This is a genomic window from Type-D symbiont of Plautia stali, from assembly GCF_001485335.1.
Classification (GTDB): Bacteria; Pseudomonadota; Gammaproteobacteria; order Enterobacterales; family Enterobacteriaceae; genus Pantoea; species Pantoea vagans_C.
This window is the reverse complement of sequence record NZ_BBOC01000002.1, coordinates 1-17,698: the sequence shown is the minus strand read 5'-3', so window position 1 is coordinate 17,698 and position 17,698 is coordinate 1. Positions and strand designations below refer to the sequence as shown.

Annotated in this window: 17 protein-coding genes; 11 read left to right on the top strand and 6 right to left on the bottom strand. The window is 54.3% G+C overall.

The genetic code is table 11. From position 1 onward, the window contains the following. Positions 1-158: 158 nt before the first annotated feature. Positions 159-668, bottom strand: coding sequence for a non-heme ferritin (gene ftnA / locus PSSD_RS00840; RefSeq protein WP_038644750.1), 510 nt, complete (start codon positions 666-668; stop codon positions 159-161). 238 nt (positions 669-906) lie between these two features. Between ftnA and PSSD_RS00835 the strand changes: the two genes are divergently transcribed. The 11 genes from PSSD_RS00835 (at position 907) to mrdA (ending at position 13,808) form a co-directional block, all read left to right on the top strand. Beyond that, on the top strand, positions 907-2,010 hold the full coding sequence (locus PSSD_RS00835; protein WP_058968708.1) for a M20 peptidase aminoacylase family protein: 1,104 nt from the start codon (positions 907-909) through the stop codon (positions 2,008-2,010). A gap of 302 nt (positions 2,011-2,312) precedes the next feature. Further along, on the top strand, positions 2,313-3,902 hold the full coding sequence (gene prfC / locus PSSD_RS00830) for a peptide chain release factor 3 (RefSeq protein WP_039327028.1): 1,590 nt from the start codon (positions 2,313-2,315) through the stop codon (positions 3,900-3,902). A 319-nt stretch (positions 3,903-4,221) separates the two neighbouring features. Further along, a complete protein-coding gene (osmY, locus tag PSSD_RS00825; RefSeq protein ID WP_039327031.1) occupies positions 4,222-4,809 on the top strand; it encodes a molecular chaperone OsmY in 588 nt (195 codons plus the stop codon). A gap of 96 nt (positions 4,810-4,905) precedes the next feature. After that, the gene (locus PSSD_RS26170; RefSeq protein ID WP_013510475.1) at positions 4,906-5,067 is read left to right on the top strand and encodes a DUF1328 domain-containing protein; all 162 of its coding nucleotides are present in this window, start codon (positions 4,906-4,908) and stop codon (positions 5,065-5,067) included. 183 nt (positions 5,068-5,250) lie between these two features. After that, the gene (locus tag PSSD_RS00820; RefSeq protein WP_039327032.1) at positions 5,251-6,294 is read left to right on the top strand and encodes a patatin-like phospholipase family protein; all 1,044 of its coding nucleotides are present in this window, start codon (positions 5,251-5,253) and stop codon (positions 6,292-6,294) included. Next, positions 6,291-7,067 carry a TatD family hydrolase gene (locus PSSD_RS00815; RefSeq protein ID WP_058968705.1) on the top strand — a complete coding sequence of 259 codons (777 nt, stop codon included), beginning with the start codon at positions 6,291-6,293 and terminating at the stop codon, positions 7,065-7,067. Before PSSD_RS00820 ends, PSSD_RS00815 begins: the two co-directional genes overlap by 4 nt. 287 nt (positions 7,068-7,354) lie before the next feature. Continuing rightward, positions 7,355-8,134 carry a deoxyribose-phosphate aldolase gene (gene deoC / locus PSSD_RS00810; RefSeq protein ID WP_058968701.1) on the top strand — a complete coding sequence of 260 codons (780 nt, stop codon included), beginning with the start codon at positions 7,355-7,357 and terminating at the stop codon, positions 8,132-8,134. Positions 8,135-8,306: 172 nt separating this feature from the next. After that, positions 8,307-9,629, top strand: coding sequence for a thymidine phosphorylase (gene deoA, locus PSSD_RS00805; RefSeq protein WP_058968697.1), 1,323 nt, complete (start codon positions 8,307-8,309; stop codon positions 9,627-9,629). Positions 9,630-9,719: 90 nt separating this feature from the next. Beyond that, positions 9,720-10,943, top strand: coding sequence for a phosphopentomutase (deoB, locus tag PSSD_RS27925; protein ID WP_058968694.1), 1,224 nt, complete (start codon positions 9,720-9,722; stop codon positions 10,941-10,943). Between the two features lie 33 nt (positions 10,944-10,976). After that, positions 10,977-11,690, top strand: coding sequence for a purine-nucleoside phosphorylase (gene deoD / locus PSSD_RS27920; protein ID WP_034828492.1), 714 nt, complete (start codon positions 10,977-10,979; stop codon positions 11,688-11,690). A 240-nt stretch (positions 11,691-11,930) separates the two neighbouring features. Then, on the top strand, positions 11,931-13,808 hold the full coding sequence (mrdA, locus tag PSSD_RS00790) for a penicillin-binding protein 2 (protein WP_058968691.1): 1,878 nt from the start codon (positions 11,931-11,933) through the stop codon (positions 13,806-13,808). Between the two features lie 143 nt (positions 13,809-13,951). Here mrdA and PSSD_RS00785 read toward each other — a convergent pair whose 3' ends face one another. The 5 genes from PSSD_RS00785 to PSSD_RS00765 all read right to left on the bottom strand — a co-directional run. Next, positions 13,952-14,662 carry a GGDEF domain-containing protein gene (locus PSSD_RS00785; RefSeq protein WP_082672274.1) on the bottom strand — a complete coding sequence of 237 codons (711 nt, stop codon included), beginning with the start codon at positions 14,660-14,662 and terminating at the stop codon, positions 13,952-13,954. Then, positions 14,659-15,045, bottom strand: coding sequence for a DUF1987 domain-containing protein (locus PSSD_RS00780; protein ID WP_039327053.1), 387 nt, complete (start codon positions 15,043-15,045; stop codon positions 14,659-14,661). The genes PSSD_RS00785 and PSSD_RS00780 overlap by 4 nt, the downstream gene beginning before the upstream one ends. 7 nt (positions 15,046-15,052) lie before the next feature. Further along, positions 15,053-15,604, bottom strand: a complete 552-nt coding sequence (locus tag PSSD_RS00775) for a SiaB family protein kinase (RefSeq protein ID WP_058968688.1) — start codon at positions 15,602-15,604, stop codon at positions 15,053-15,055. Between the two features lie 10 nt (positions 15,605-15,614). Then, complete coding sequence (locus PSSD_RS00770; RefSeq protein WP_039327059.1) at positions 15,615-16,838, bottom strand: SpoIIE family protein phosphatase; 1,224 nt, start codon at positions 16,836-16,838, stop codon at positions 15,615-15,617. Between the two features lie 139 nt (positions 16,839-16,977). Then, a partial coding sequence (locus PSSD_RS00765) for a methyl-accepting chemotaxis protein (protein ID WP_153011385.1) occupies positions 16,978-17,698 on the bottom strand: 721 nt, incomplete at its 5' end.

The window sequence follows — 17,698 nt, the reverse complement described above, 5'->3', positions numbered from 1 at the left end:
GGTCGCCATTAATGGCGACCTTACAACGGCATATCGTAGGGTGCGCATTGATGCGCACTTAGCCGATAACCGTATTACATGACGCAAATATGTGTTAATGCATAAAAAAACGCCCGGCAATGCCGGGCGTTGTGCTGTCTGCTGTGTGTAATCTTTGCTTATGACTGGCCGTGGCCTTCCACGTTCATGCGGCCCAGGTCTTTATCGACCAGGAACAGCCCTTCGCCTTTATTGCCGACCAGTGCCAGTTTATCCAGTACGGTTTTGAACAGCTTCTCTTCTTCGTGCTGCTCAGCCACATACCACTGCAGGAAGTTGAAGGTTGAGTAGTCTTGAGACATCAACGCGGTGTGCACCAGATCGTTGATGCGCTGGGTGATCAGCTGCTCATGCTTCAGCGCTTCTTCCAGCACGTCATTCAGTGAGTTCCAGCTAACGGCAGGCGCGGCAATGCTGCCCAGCACCGGCAGTGAACCGGCATCGCTGACGTAATCGAACAGGCGCTGCATGTGCTCCATCTCTTCACGAGAGTGCATCTTCAGGAAAGAAGCAGCACCTTCAAAGCCTTTGTCGCTGCACCATGCGCTCATCTGCAGATACAGGTTGGCTGAGAAGAATTCCAGGTTCAGTTGGTCGTTCAGGCGAGAGGTCATTTCAGCAGTTAACATGGCTGAGTCCTTTTTAATTTGTCAGGTGAAGTACGGTGAATTATGCATCAATCTATACTTTTTTGTGAAGGCTTTTTCGCAAAAAAGTTGAATTTATCTTATTGATTGTAAATGGAATTATTCCGTTTGTTGAATGCGAAGAGTTCTCAGTTTTGACTCATTTTCATTCACGCTGGATTGATTATAGCTGCGCATCGGCGGATGCTGGAGCGAGCCTTTACTTGTCAGGAGCTTAGCGGTGTCGAACGTATTAGATCATTACCATTACCTGCATGAAATTCCGGAACTGGGATTTGAAGAATTCAAAACTTCCGCCTATATCGCCGAACAGCTGGAGCAAGCCGGGATCAAGGTGACGCGCGGCATTAACAACACCACCGGCATCGTGGCGGAAATTGATAGCGGCGTGCCGGGTCCGGTGCTGGCGTTGCGCGCGGACATGGACGCGCTGGGTCATATCATTAACGGTGTCGCGTGTGCGCGTCATACCTGTGGCCATGATGGGCACTCTTCGGTGGTGCTGACCGCAGCGCAGGAACTGCTGAAAGAGGGCACAATCAAAAAGGGCAAACTTAAGCTGCTGTTCCAGCCCGCTGAAGAGTTGGGTGCCGGTGCGCTGGCGATGATTGAAGGCGGCGCGATGGATGACGTGGAGATGATTCTCGGCTTCCACGTCCGCCCACTGGAAGAGTGCCATGTTGGTCAGGCGACACCTGCCGTGATCTACTCAGCCTGTAGCACGCTGGAAGCTACTATCAAAGGCGTTCCCGCCCATGCGGCACGTCCCCATTTAGGGGTGAATGCGTTAGACGCTGCCGTACAAGCGGTGCAGGCCGTCAACAGCATTCATCTCGCTCCGGGTTTGACCTGGAGTGTCAAGGCAACGCGTTTCCTGTGCGATGCTGGCGTCACCAACTCGGTGCCGGATGAAGCGCGCGTGGTGTGGGACCTGCGTTCACAGGAGAACGCGCCAATGGATGTGCTCAAGGATAAAGTCACCAAGGCGATTCAACACAGCGTGGCCGCGCTGGGTGCCACTGCTGAAGTGGTGGTGTTGAAAGAGATGCCAGCGGCTGAGATCCATGAAGACGCTACGGCGGTAATTCGTGCGGCGATTGTCGATGTGCTGGGTGAGGAAGGATTGCTGGATACCAAAACCACCCCAGGCAGCGAAGATTTCTTCTACTACCCGGTGAAGCGCCCGCAGGTGAAAGCCGGCTTCTGGGGCCTGGGAACCAATCTGGTGCCGGGCCTGCATCATCCTGATATGCGCTTTGAGCTGAGTTCGCTGGAGATCGGGGTGAAGATCTTTAAAGCGGCAGTGGTGCGTGTTTTAGGCTGATAAGCTGACTACGCGCAATGAATTGCGCCGCTACGTATCAGCAACATGCTGTAGCGGCGCGATTCATCGCGCTTTATTAATCTTTCTGCACGAATCCCACGATTTCCCCGCCTGCCGAATTATTGTATGCTATGCCGCCTCAATGCTGACTGGATAACCGGACTGCCGCCCATGTAGATCGCGCACATCTTGCTGTGAACTGACGCCTTTGCGTCACTATTGGGTCCGTTATCCTCCGGACAGCCCGGAACAATTTATTCGCAACGCGCCCCCGCGTGTTGCCCTTGAAGAAGAATTCACTCATGTCTATTGCTCCCTTTTTAGAAGAAGTGGCGCGCCGTCGTACGTTTGCGATCATCTCGCACCCGGATGCTGGTAAAACCACAATTACCGAAAAAGTGCTGCTGTTCGGGCAGGCGATCCAAACCGCCGGTACCGTAAAAGGCCGTGGCTCCAGCCAACATGCGAAATCCGACTGGATGGAGATGGAGAAACAACGTGGTATCTCCATCACCACCTCAGTGATGCAGTTCCCGTATCGCGACAGCCTCGTCAACCTGCTGGATACCCCAGGACACGAAGACTTCTCGGAAGATACCTACCGCACCCTGACGGCGGTGGACTGCTGTTTGATGGTGATCGACGCTGCAAAAGGTGTTGAAGATCGTACCCGTAAGCTGATGGAAGTGACCCGTCTGCGCGATACGCCGATCATCACCTTTATGAACAAACTTGACCGTGATATCCGCGATCCGATGGAGTTGCTGGATGAGGTAGAAAGTGAGCTGAAAATTGCCTGCGCGCCTATCACCTGGCCAATTGGTTGCGGCAAGCTGTTCAAGGGGGTGTATCACCTCTACAAAGATGAAACTTACCTGTATCAGACCGGTAAAGGCCACACCATTCAGGATGTGCGCATTGTTAAAGGTCTGGCGAACCCCGATCTGGATGCGGCAGTCGGTGAAGATCTGGCGCAGCAGCTGCGTGATGAGCTGGAACTGGTGCAGGGCGCTTCACACGAATTCGATCAGGATCTGTTCCTGAGCGGCGAAATTACCCCGGTGTTCTTCGGTACCGCATTGGGTAACTTTGGCGTTGACCACATGCTCGATGGCTTAGTGGCTTGGGCACCTACGCCGATGCCGCGTCAGTCAGATTCGCGTCTGGTTGAAGCGAAGGAAGAGAAGTTCAGCGGATTCGTGTTCAAGATTCAGGCCAACATGGACCCGAAACACCGTGACCGCGTGGCCTTCATGCGCGTGGTGTCGGGCAAGTACGAGAAAGGCATGAAACTGCGCCAGGTGCGTACCGGCAAAGACGTGGTGATCTCCGATGCGCTGACCTTTATGGCGGGTGACCGTTCCCATGTGGAAGAGGCGTATCCGGGTGACATCATCGGTTTGCATAACCATGGCACCATCCAGATCGGTGACACCTTTACTCAGGGTGAAAACATGAAGTTCACCGGTATTCCGAACTTCGCCCCAGAGCTGTTCCGTCGTATCCGTTTGCGCGATCCACTGAAGCAGAAACAGCTGCTGAAAGGGCTGGTTCAGCTGTCGGAAGAGGGCGCAGTGCAGGTGTTCCGTCCAGTGCACAACAACGACCTGATTGTTGGTGCAGTAGGTGTGCTGCAGTTTGAAGTGGTGGTGGCGCGCCTGAAAAGCGAATACAACGTTGAAGCGATTTATGAAGCCATCAACGTCTCGACTGCACGTTGGGTCGAGTGCAAAGACGCGAAGAAATTCGATGATTTCCAGCGTAAAAATGAAGTGAATCTGGCGCTGGATGGCGGTGACAACCTCACCTACATCGCCCCGACCATGGTTAACCTCAATATCACCCAGGAACGCTATCCTGACGTGACCTTCCGCAAGACGCGCGAACACTGATGCTGCGCGGCCCTTAGGGCTGTAGGGTGCGCCCTTACTGACGCCCGCCGACTCATTAAGATGCATCTCTGCTTCAGGGCCAGTGGTTATCACTGGCCCTGTTTTTATCCTACAGACTGTTCCTATTTACGCTGCGTTTATCGCTTTTTGGCGAGATATCAACCACAAAAGCCAGCAAAACCTGTAATCCCTACTATGATTATCCTGTCGGACGAGAAAAGAGACCTCTGGTTTCATTACGTCCATTCACGCAGCGACGCCGTTTGTTGCTGGCGCATTCGCAGTTGCGAGTGAGTTAACTGATAGAAGGATGATATCGATGAATAAGACTAAGATTGCTAAAACCCTGATTGCTGCGCTGGCCAGTTCTGTCTTGCTGAGCGGTGCTGCGTTTGCTGCAGATACCAGCAGCACGGGTTCCAAAATCGATAGTTCTATGAAAAAAGTCGATGGTTTTATGGATGACAGCGGCATCACTGCCAAAGCCAAAGCGGCGCTGGTGGATGATGAAGCGATTAAAAGCACGGATATCTCAGTAAAAACGCATCAGGGCGTGGTCACGCTGAGCGGTTTTGTCGCCTCGCAGGATCAGGCAGAAAAAGCCGTGGCGCTGGTGCAAAAAGTTGAGGGTGTGAAATCCGTCAGTGACAAACTACACGTTAAAGACAGCAAAGAAACCACGCTGAAGGGTTACGCGGGTGATACCGCCACCACCAGCGAAATCAAAGCTAAGCTTTTAGCAGATGACATTGTGCCATCGCGCAACGTGAAAGTGGAAACTAACGATGGCGTGGTGCAGTTATCAGGGAATGTGGCAACCCAGGCACAGTCTGATCGTGCTGAGAAAATTGCCAAAGCCATTGAAGGCGTGAAAAGCGTGAAGAATGACCTGAAAGTGAAATCTTAACGCGAGCAGAACGGCATCAGTTTGACGCCGTTCTTTAATAAAAACAGTGATGTATGAATAAGCAGTTCGATTTTCACTATGGTAAAGGAGAGGCTTATGTTTCGTTGGGGTATTATCTTTCTGGTCATCGCTCTGATTGCTGCAGCATTAGGTTTCGGCGGTCTGGCGGGTACGGCAGCATGGGCAGCTAAAATTGTCTTCATCGTCGGTATTATTCTGTTCCTCATCAGCCTGTTTACCGGGCGTAAACGACCCTGACCGATTGCGTTAACACAACGCTAACCCGCGAGTCACTAAAGCGGAGAACCGTCATTTGCGGCATACTAACCCGCCGCGCCGATTGCTGATGCAGATGCAATGGGTCAGGGAACGACAATGACTGGTTCTCCGGGATGCTGCCTCAAGCGGCTCCCTCAGAGCAGGAAAACTGAGGGACATCCATTGGGAATACGCATCCCGGTGTCACTGGACACCTTTGAGCCGTTGGCGCTCACTCCTTTCAAATCCAACAAAATCGCCCTGGTCTGCGAAGGCGGCGGTCAACGCGGCATCTTTACCGCAGGCGTGCTGGACGAGTTTCAGCGTGCGGGATTTAATCCCTTTCAATTGATGTTAGGCACCTCGGCAGGCGCCCAAAACCTGTCAGCGTTTGTCTGCGCGCAGCCTGGCTATGCTCGCCGCGTGATTACCCGTTACACCACCAGCAAACTGTTTTTTGATCCGCTGCGCTTTGTACGCGGTGGTCATCTGATCGATCTCGACTGGCTGGTGGACATCACCAAACAAGAGTTTCCACTGGCGCTGGACACGGCTCAAGGTCTGTTTGCCAAGGGCAGCGAGTTTTACATGTGTGCCTGTCGTGGCGACGATTACTCGGCTGAGTATTTCAATCCGACTCACACCACATGGCACGACATTATTAAAGCCTCCAGCGCAATCCCTGGATTTTACCGCAGCGGCGTGGAGATGAACGGCATCAGTTATCTGGATGGGGGCATCAGTGATGCGATCCCGGTGCGCGAAGCGGCCCGGCGTGGCGCGGACACCATTGTGGTGATCCGCACGGTGCCTTCACAGATGTCCTATACGCCGAAATGGTTTAAACGCATGGAGCGCTGGCTGGGTGACAGTGCGCTGCAGCCGATGATTAACATCCTGCATCACCACGAAGAGAGCTACCGTGAGATTCAGCAGTTCATCGATCAGCCACCGGGCGATCTGCGTATCATCGAGATCTATCCGCCTAAACCGCTGGCCAGTATGGCGCTGGGCAGCCGTCTCGCCTCGCTTAATCAGGATTACCATCTGGGCCGCCGCAGTGGTCGCTATTTCCTCGCTACCCTCGGCCAGTGGTTGAGCGATGCCGAACCTATCCTGCGCGTGACGCCTCCGGCCGCAGTGGCGAATGCCCCCGATAATCGTGCCGTGCATACGCCATTGCTGGCGGATAACGATGCAGACTTTGATGCAGGGTCGCTGGCATGAGATTTATCGATACCCACTGCCATTTTGATTTTCCCCCTTTTGTCGATGACGCAGCGGGCAGCATCGATCGGGCGGCGCAGTCGGCGGTGGAACGGATTATTGTGCCAAGCGTCGATGCCAGTCGATTCGCTTTGGTCACTCAACTGGCGCAGCAACATGACGCGCTGTATGCCGCGTTGGGGTTACATCCGATCAATATCGCCGTGCATACCGATGCGCATCTGGAGGAGCTGGATCGCTGGCTGCAAACGCCCGATCCTAAACGGGTGGCGATCGGCGAGATCGGCCTCGATCTCTATATGGATGATGCGCAGTTCAGCAAACAAACGCATCTGCTGGATGCGCAGTTAAAATTAGCGAAGCAGAATGACTTGCCGGTGATCTTGCACTCGCGGCGTACGCACGATCAGTTAGCGTTGCATTTGCGCCGTCACAACTTAGCGCGCTGCGGTGTGGTACACGGCTTTGCCGGGAGCCAGCAGCAGGCCGAGCGTTTTATTCAGCTCGGCTATGCCATTGGCGTTGGCGGCACCATCACATACGAGCGGGCCAGTAAAACCCGCAATACTATCGCCAGTTTACCGCTGTCATCGCTGTTGCTGGAGACCGATGCGCCAGATATGCCGCTGCAAGGTTTTCAGGGCCAGCCTAATCGTCCTGAAAGGGCGCGTAACGTATTTGATGTGCTGTGCGAGCTGCGCAGCGAGCCGCCTGAAATCATCGCTGAAGCCCTGTGGCAAAACAGCCTGCGCGTGTTTGCACTCCCCGACTGACACCCTCCCGACAGATTCTGGAAATGCCACTTTTGTGGTCCGAATTGGCTACAGTATTAAAGCCGCTATACACTTTTTCACCAAAAATTGTGATAATATTAACAACCAGTATTTCGCCAGAAATCGGTTGTGCCAGCGGCTATTTGTGATGAATGTCACTATATGACTGTATTTACATGACAAGTTTCTTTTTGTGTGACTCAAGGCGCAATTAATTCGTGCGAGGATTGTTAGAATTATCACATTGCCCGGTGGCACCGTCTGCCGGTTACCTTTTGGAGAGCACCATGACCGATCTCAACGCTGCTGCACAACGTGCACTGCAACTGATGGACTTAACCACGCTGAATGAAGACGATACGGATGAGAAGGTGATCGCCCTGTGTCGTCAGGCGAAATCGCCAGCCGGTAACACCGCGGCTATCTGCATCTATCCACGCTTTATTCCAGCGGCGCGTAAAGCACTGCATGAGCAGGGCACCCCAGAGATTCAGATTGCGACCGTGACCAACTTCCCGCACGGCAACGATGATATTGACATCGCGCTGGCAGAAACCCGTGCGGCTATCGCTTACGGTGCCGACGAAGTGGATGTGGTTTTCCCGTATCGCGCGCTGATTGCCGGTAATCGCGAAGTCGGCTTCGAACTGGTGAAAGCCTGTAAAGAAGCCTGCGCAGCCGCAAACGTGCTGCTGAAAGTGATTATCGAAACCGGTGAGTTAAAAGAGGAAGCGCTGATCCGTGCCGCTTCTGAAATTGCCATTGATGCGGGTGCTGATTTCATCAAAACCTCCACCGGTAAAGTGCCGGTCAACGCCACACCAGAAGTGGCGGCGATCATGATGCAAGTGATCCGTGATAAAGGTGTTCAGCAGCAGGTTGGTTTTAAACCGGCGGGTGGCGTACGTACCGCCGAAGATGCGGCCATCTACCTGAAACTGGCAGACGATATCCTCGGCGAAGGCTGGGCGGATGCGCGTCATTTCCGCTTTGGCGCGTCAAGCCTGTTGGCAAGCCTGCTAAACACGCTGGGCCACGCAACGGCGACCAGTAAGACGGGTTATTGATTTCACGCCAATGGTCGCCATAAATGGCGACCCTACAGGTGTCTGGCGCATTTTAGCGGATTGCCATGAACGGTGATCCCACGCATGTCTGATACGTTTTTCGTAGGGTGCGCATTTATGCGCACCTGGCCGATGTTCTGCCATTTTCACAGCAATCTCCGGGGAGGCAACCTTGTTCCTGCCACAAGAAATTATTCGAAAAAAACGCGATGGCCTGCCACTGACTGAGGCGGAAATCCGCTTCTTTATTAATGGTGTGCGCGATAACAGCGTGTCAGAAGGTCAGATCGCCGCGCTGGCGATGACCATCTATTTCCACGACATGAATCTGGAAGAGCGTGTGGCGCTGACCATGGCAATGCGCGATTCCGGCACCGTGCTCAACTGGCAATCGCTGAATCTCAACGGTCCGATTGTCGATAAACACTCAACCGGCGGCGTGGGTGATGTGACATCGCTGATGCTCGGCCCCATGGTCGCTGCCTGCGGCGGTTACGTGCCGATGATCTCCGGGCGTGGCCTCGGACATACCGGCGGCACGCTGGATAAGCTGGAAGCGATCCCCGGTTTTGACATCTTCCCGAGCGACGACCGTTTCCGCCAGATCATCAAAGAGGTCGGCATCGCGATTATTGGCCAGACCAACTCACTGGCACCGGCCGATAAACGTTTCTACGCCACGCGTGATATCACCGCCACCGTTGACTCAATCCCGCTTATCACCGCCTCGATCCTCGCCAAAAAACTGGCCGAAGGTCTGGATGCGCTGGTGATGGATGTCAAAGTCGGTTCCGGTGCCTTTATGCCGACCTTTGAAGCCTCAGAAAATCTGGCGCAGGCGATTGTTGGCGTTGCAAATGGTGCAGGCTGCAAAACCACTGCGCTGCTCACCGACATGAATCAGGTGCTGGCCTCAACCGCGGGCAATGCCCTGGAAGTGCGTGAAGCCGTGCAGTTCCTTACCGGCGAAGCGCGCAACCCACGTCTGCTGGAAGTCACCATGGCGCTGTGCTCTGAAATGCTGATCTCCGGCAAACTGGCAGAGAATGACGCCGAAGCGCGACAAAAACTGCAGCAGGTGCTGGATAACGGCAAAGCGGCAGACGTGTTTGCTCGCATGGTGGCTGCCCAAAACGGCCCGGTCGACTTTATCGAACGCATGGACCATTACCTTCCTGCGCCTACGCTCAGCAAAGCGGTGTACGCCGACCGCGCGGGTATTGTCAGTGCGATGGATACACGAGCGCTGGGCATGGCGGTGGTGGCGCTCGGCGGTGGTCGCCAGCGCGCCAGCGACAGTATTGATTACAGCGTGGGCTTAAGTGAGATGACCACGCTCGGCACGCAGATTGATGCGCAACGCCCGCTGGCGGTGATTCATGCCGCCTCGGAAGCGCAATGGCAGCAGGCTGCTGAAGCCGTCAAAGCGGCTATCACCTTAAGCGATACTGCGCCTGCGGCAACACCGGTGGTTTATCGCCGCGTCAGCGAGTAACGCTTCTTCGTGCCAGGGAGCGGCCGTTCGGGTATACTGATCTGATCGCTTTTTTTGACTTGTCATCGCGCAGTTGCGCAGGAGACTTGCATGAAACGTGCTTTTATTATGGTTCTCGACTCCTTTGGGATCGGCTCCAGCAAAGACGCCGATAAATTCGGTGATGAAGGATCGGATACGCTCGGCCATATCGCCGAAGCGTGCTTCGAAGGCCGCGCCAATATTGGTCGCGAAGGCCCGCTGCACCTGCCTAACCTGACCGCACTCGGTCTGGGGAAAGCGGCTGAACTCTCTACCGGTCGCTTCCCGCCGGGTCTGGACGCCAATGCGGAAATCATTGGTGCCTATGCCTACGCCAGCGAGCTGTCGTCGGGCAAAGACACGCCGTCAGGCCACTGGGAAATCGCCGGTGTGCCGGTGCTGTTTGACTGGGGCTACTTCAGCGACAAAGAGAACAGCTTCCCACAGGAACTGCTCGATGTGTTGGTGAAACGCGCCGATCTGCCGGGTTATCTCGGTAACTGCCACTCATCCGGCACAGTGATCCTCGACCAGTTGGGCGAAGAGCACATGAAATCCGGCAAGCCGATTTTCTACACCTCGGCTGACTCGGTATTCCAGATTGCCTGCCACGAAGAGACCTTTGGCCTCGATCGTCTGTATGAGCTGTGTGAAATCGCCCGTGAAGAGCTGACCAACGGTGGCTACAACATCGGCCGTGTGATTGCGCGTCCGTTTGTCGGTGACAAAGCGGGCAACTTCGAACGTACCGGCAATCGTCACGATTTAGCGGTGGAACCGCCTGCGCCGACTATGCTGAAAAAGCTGGTGGACGAGAAGGGCGGCGAAGTGATCTCCGTGGGCAAGATTGCGGATATCTACGCCGAGCAAGGCATCACCCAGAAGGTGAAAGCCACCGGTCTGGATGCGTTGTTCAACGCCACCATCGAGCAGATGAAGAAAGCGCCGGACAATTCCATTGTGTTCACCAACTTCGTTGATTTTGACTCAACCTGGGGTCATCGTCGCGATATCGCGGGTTATGCTGGCGGCCTTGAGTTCTTTGATCGTCGTTTGCCAGAGCTGATGGAACTGGTGAAAGAGGGGGATATTTTGATCCTCACCGCCGACCACGGTTGTGATCCAAGCTGGCAGGGCACCGAGCACACGCGCGAGCACATTCCGATTTTGATTTACGGTCCGAACGTGAAGCCGGGATCGCTGGGTTACCGCGATACCTTCGCCGATATCGGCCAGACCATTGCGACCTATTTTGGCCTGTCCAGCATGGACTACGGTAAAAGCCTGCTGTAAAACAGCCCACCAATTTTAAAAAGGAAAATAACCATGGCAACGCCTCATATTAATGCAGAAATGGGTGATTTCGCAGACGTCGTACTGATGCCAGGCGATCCGCTGCGCGCGAAGCACATCGCAGAAACCTTCCTGGAAGATGCGGTTGAAGTGAACAACGTGCGCGGCATGCTGGGTTACACCGGGACGTACAAAGGCCGTAAGATTTCAGTGATGGGTCACGGTATGGGCATTCCTTCTTGCTCAATCTACACCAAAGAGCTGATCACCGATTTCGGCGTGAAAAAAATCATCCGTGTTGGCTCCTGCGGCGCGGTACGTGCAGATGTGAAACTGCGTGATGTGGTGATTGGTCTGGGTGCCTGCACCGATTCCAAAGTGAACCGTATGCGTTTCAAGGATCACGATTTCGCGGCGATTGCCGATTTCGATATGGTGCGCAACGCGGTTGACGCGGCAAAAGCACTGGGTGTGGATGCACGCGTGGGTAACATCTTCTCCGCTGATCTGTTCTACACGCCAGATCCGCAGATGTTCGACGTGATGGAAAAGTACGGCATTCTGGGCGTGGAAATGGAAGCGGCCGGTATTTACGGTGTGGCAGCGGAGTTCGGTGCTAAAGCACTGACCATCTGTACGGTGTCGGACCATATCCGTACCCACGAGCAGACCACTGCAGCAGAGCGCCAGACCACCTTCAACGATATGATTAAGATCGCGCTGGAGTCGGTGCTGCTGGGGGACTGATCCTGTCAGGTTTTAGGTGCGCATAAATGCGCACCCTACAAAACACATCGTTCCCGTAGGGTCGCCATTTATGGCGACCTGATTAATCTCTGCACGACATCATCCATGTCATTTGTGGCGTCCGGAACATCCGCCGTAAACATCTGACACACTTTTACCCAAGCTTGTGCATCTTCCTGCTGGCTCTAAAGCCATCTCTGCTTATCATTAGCGTGATAACAAAGAGACTAAGCCCCCCTGATGAATTTCCGTAATTTCGAAGCTGAAGAGAAACTGTTTGTCCGCCGTGCGCTTGTCGCTTTTGCTCTGGTCGTCATCTGCTTCATCATTCTTGGCGTCAACCTGTATCGTATTCAGGTGGATCAGCACAGCTATTATCAGACACGATCCAACGAAAACGACATCAAAATGATCCCCATCGCCCCCACGCGCGGGCTGATCTACGATCGCAACGGCATTCCGCTGGTGCGCAATGTCACCTGGTACGACATTCTCATCACGCCTTACAAAATCGCCAATATGCAGGAAACGCTCAAAGAGCTGACGCCGATTGTCGATTTGACGCCAGAAGAGATCGAAACCTTTGAGCATGAGCTAAAACAGAACAGCCGTTATAAGCCGGTAGAGTTGAAAGGCGAGCTCACTGACGAAGAGGTGGCGCGTTTTTCCGTTAACCAGTTCCGCTATACCGGCGTCACCATCGATACCTATCAAGACCGTGAATACCCTTACGGTGCCGATTTGGCGCACGTGGTCGGCTACGTTTCCAAGATCAACGACAACGATTTTAAACGCCTGAACGCGGAAGGCGTGGGAGAAAACTACGCGGCGGACCACAACATCGGTAAGCAGGGCATCGAAGGCTATTACGAATCGCTGCTGCATGGCAAAACCGGCTATCAGGAAGTCGAGGTGGATAACCACGGCCGCATCGTACGCGTGCTGAAAGAGGTGCCGCCCGTCGCTGGGCAGAACATCTACCTTACGCTGGATCTGCATTTGCAGCAGTATGTGGAGAGCCAGCTGGCCGGACAGCGAGCAGCGGCATTGATTGAGGACCCGCGCGATGGCAGCGTGTTAGCGATGGTGTCTGCGCCGAGCTACGATCCCAACCCGTTTGTGAAAGGCATTAGTTATAAAGCCTACAAAACGCTGCTGCAGGACAAAAACCTGCCGCTGATCAACCGCGTCACTCAAGGTCTCTATCCGCCTGCCTCCACGGTTAAACCCTATATGGCGATGTCGGCGTTATTAAGCAAAGTCATCACCCCGACCACCACGTTCTTCGGGGCACCGACCTGGACCTTGCCGGGGACCGATCGTAAATACCGCGACTGGAAAAAATCGGGCCATGGCATGTTGGATGTTACCCGCGCCATTGAGGAATCCGCGGATACCTTCTTCTATCAGGTGGCGTTTATGATGGGCATCGATCGCATTCACACCATGCTGAGCCAGTTTGGTTACGGCAAACCTACCGGTATCGACCTGAATGAAGAGTACGCGGGCCTGTTGCCAAGCCGCGAGTGGAAGCAGAAAGTGCACAAGCATGCCTGGTATCAAGGGGATACGGTGTCCGTGGGTATCGGGCAAGGCTACTGGATCGCCACGCCGATTCAGATGGTGAAAGCGTTGGTGGCACTGCTTAACAATGGCCGCGTCATTAACCCGCACTTGCTGGAGAAATCACAGCGCGGTACCGTGCAGCAACCTTATCAACCGAAAGAGCCGCAGCCACAAATTGGCGATCCTAAATCACCGTACTGGTCGCTGGTGCGTCACGCGATGTTTGGTATGGCGAATGCACCAAATGGTACAGGTTATAAGTACTTCCATACCGCGCCTTACGGCATTGCGGCGAAGTCCGGGACATCTCAGGTCTTCAGCCTGAAACAGAACCAGGTGTATAACGCCAAGATGATCCCCACGCGCCTGCGTGACCATATTTTCTATACCGCTTTTGCACCCTTTGATGCGCCGAAAGTGGCGGTGGCGTTAATTCTGGAAAACGGGGGAAGTGAAGGGGTGACGGCGGCTCCGCTGATGCGCAATATCCTTGACCATATCTTCCTGCCGCCAGCAACGGACCCACCGATGCAAACGGCGCAGAAAAATTAGCGAGCGATTGGCCTGTAGGGTGCGGCGTGCGGCCTTGAGGAAGCCCGTCGCCACCATAACCGTAGCGGCGCGATTTATCGCGCTAAAATGAAGCAACGTTATCGCTGGCAGATGCGCAATAAATTGCGCCGCTACTACTGCTTTTAACGGAAAAACACCCGATTACGGCCATGGTTTTTGGCATCGTATAACGCGGCATCGGCATTGTTATACAGGGTTTCAAAATCGGAACCTGGTTTGCCATAGCTCACGCCGAGACTGGCTGTCACCAACTGCCCTGGCAGTACCGCCAGCGGTGAAGCATTAAGGGATGCGTGAATTGCGCCCGCCACGATCACCGCATCTGAGAGGCGATAGTGGGGCAGCAGTACGGTAAACTCTTCGCCACCAATGCGGCCAATGCTGGCATCTTCCGGGCAGTGGTTCTGAATACGTGATACCAGCCCACAAATCACTTTATCGCCCATCGGATGGCCGAACTCGTCGTTGATCTTCTTGAAGTGATCAATATCCAAAATGATCAGTGCCGCCGGGCCATTGCTCAACGTATGGGTAATACGCTGAATGATGGCACCGCGGTTCCACACCGCCGTCAACGGGTCGTGAGTGGCTTTGTACTCCAGCTCTTGCGCCAACTGCTGCAATTGCTCATTAACGCGGTTGAGTTCCCGCTCGGCGCGATCGCTGCGTGAGATCATGCGATAGGTTTCACGCATCAGGCGCTGATAATGGCGATTCACCATTTGCAGCGCATCACGGTAATCTTCCGCGCTCAGCGCGCTTTGTGCCGCAACATCCTGTGAACGAGTCAGTACCTCGCTCTCTTCGCGAAACAGCTCGTTCAGGTCCATCATGACGCCATTTCCGCTCGCAGATTGACCTGCAGATCGGTGAAGTCCAGCGCCAGCTCCTGACCGAACTCTTCAGAGACATCATCTTCTTCATCGAAGAACCAGTTCAGCTCCACCGTCTGGCCTTTTTGCGCCAGCTGGTTGAACAGGTCGAACAGGCTGAACAGCATTTTGGTGCTGGAGCTGTTGAAGTAGCGCAGTGCGATGTTGACTTCTACCTGACCGCCTTGCTCCGGCTGCCAGTTTTCCAGGGCATCCAGCAGGGGACGATAAAAGGCCGCGGCATTTTCGGGCCAGGACTCTCCGCGCAGGGCGAACTGGCTGGTTTCGAAATCAAAATTGACGTCGGGGGTGCTTTCTGTGGCAGCAATAACAAGGTTTTGCATAGCAAAATCAATCCTGGTGAATGGTGGCTTTCAGCCAAAACGTGGCGTAACCGCTGGACTCCAACGGACGCAGTTCATACTCCAGCGGTTCGCTGACGTCACGTGCTAACGTCAGTAAACCTATGTTGGCCCCTTTGCTTGTCGCAGGGCTCTCAGCACGCAGACCTACCCGGTATGCCTGTTTGATCTCTTCATTACTCATCGTACGCAGCAAATCCAGCCAGTAACGTAACTGCTCGCAGGCGACTTCATCCACCTGGTTGCTGCTCTCCAGCACATAGTTGTCACCCTCAACGTGCAGGGTGACGGTGCCAAAACGAAAATCCTGTTCGGCATAACTCATGCTACGACTGTCCTGCGAGTAGCGCAGGATGTTCTGTACGATTTCAACAAAACTGGAGAACAAGCGGCGTCGGACTTTGACGGGCGCTTGCTGGTTCTCCAAAAAGACCTTGATCACCTCGCCCATGGCGGTGATGTTCTGCGGCGAGAAAAAGCCTGTATAGTGCAGCGCAACACTTCTGGGCGGCACGTTGCTAAGGGTTGAACCTGAGTTCATACGGTGCTCATTAATAACGGAAGCCGAACCAGGTGACGTCATCGCGTCGCGGCTGGTTGCCTTGCCAGTTGAGAAATTCCCGCTCAAATGTTGCTGATAGTTCAGCCATCGGCAGGGTTTGATATTGTGAAACCAGCGTCTGAATGCGCTTTTTGCCAAACATAATATGACGTTCGCCGCCGGGCTGATCGGTAACGCCATCGGTCATCACCAGCAGCATGTCACCGGGGCTGAGCGTGCGTTGATGCTGAGGCCAGACATAATCCTGCGGCGTATCGGTATAACCCACCCCCACACGATCGGCCTTCAGCGATTCTGCATCGCCCTCGGCAGGGTGCAACAGCGCATGCATACGTGCACTGGACCAGCTGAGTTGATGTTGTTGTGTATCGAGCCGCAGCGCGATGGCATCACAGCCGTCATTGGATAAGGATGTTTGCTGTGAAGCATTGAGCTGACCTAAGGTTTGCTTGATATGTCGATTCAACGATTGCAGCAGATCGGACGGTGCACGACGATTTTTCTGCAGGGCGTTTTCCAATGCCGATTGCAGGATCACCGTCATAAAGGCACCCGGAATGCCATGGCCGGTACAGTCGGCAATCAATGCCAGCCAGCCTTGTTCATCCTGATGAAACGCATAGTAATCGCCGCCTACGCCATCGCGCGGCTGCCAGTGCAGGCACCAGTCATTAAGCTGCTGTGCCATTTGCTGTTTAGAACGATCGAGCATCGCGTCCTGAATCACGCGCGCGTAGTCAATGCTCTGCAAAATCTGCTGATGCTGCTGCGCCTGTAAATCCGAGACGGTGCGGATCAGATCGATACCCAAGCCGATGCCAATATAGCGGCCCTGCTCAGTGAGAATGAAGCCATCGGTAACCGATTTATCGCCGCTGGCCACCACCTGTTGTGCCACCTGATCAAGCTCGGTATCGGCATCAATCACCAGTGGCTCTTTATCCATAAAGGCGATGCAGCTTTTGCGGTCGTAGAGTTCGCGGAAGAAGGGGCGCGTCATCTGCGACAGGAAAATATGGCGGTTAATCATGCCAAACGGCGTGCCGTTTTCGACCACTGGCAGACCAATCAAATCTTTGTGTTCAGTAAACAACGCCATCACCGCGGTATTGTCGATGGCTGGACTCACAAACGGGACTTCAATGCACAGCGAACGCGCACGGGAGCGGCTCGACAAGGAGGCTAATCCTGCGCGTAAATCAGGCAACTGCATGGGAGTATTCTGGCGTTGGTTAGGAATTATCCTAGATTACTGCAATGCTATGACACTTTTATGTCATCAGCCTTGAACGTAGGGCGCGGCTCGCAGGCCGCACCTTACAAAACGTGGCGTGCACGTCGGTAGCTGCGGTTTATTGTTCTTCTTTCAATGCCTCAGCCACATGGCTGATAGCGCGGACCACTTCACTGGAGCTTCCGCGAATCTCTGAAATCACGCCACCGGCTTCTTTGGCCAGAACGACGCCATGATCGGCGCGTTTCAGGTTCGATTCGATGCCTTTCAGCGCTTTTTCCGCCAGCATATGGTTCTGCTGCACCATGTTCTCGATCTCGGTGGTTGCTCGGTTGATGTTGGCTGCCAGCGTACGCACCTCGTTAGCGACCACGGCAAAGCTGCGACCATGCTGACCGGCGCGGGCGGCTTCCACCGCTGCGTTGAGCGCTAACAGGTTGGTTTGATCGGCAATACGGCGGATGCTCTCGACAATCGCACCGATGCGATCGGAAGACTCGCTCAGATTGTTGATATCACCGGAGATGCCATGCAGCTCGCCCGCCAACTCATTGATGGTCTGCACGCTGTTTTCGATCACCGTGGCACCGAGTCGGGTGCTTTCGCTGGTTTGCAGCGCGGTTTGATAGGCCTGCTGCGCGGCTTCACGCTCAAGTTGGTTCTTCTCGACCTGCGCGGTGACATCAGTGGCAAACTTCACCACTTTGTAGAGTTCGCCGGCTTCATTAAATACCGGGTTATAGGTCGCGCGGAGCCACACGGTACGACCCAGCTTATTTACACGCTCAAACTGGCCTGAGATGTATTCGCCCTGGTTCAGTTTGTGCCAGAAGCGGCGA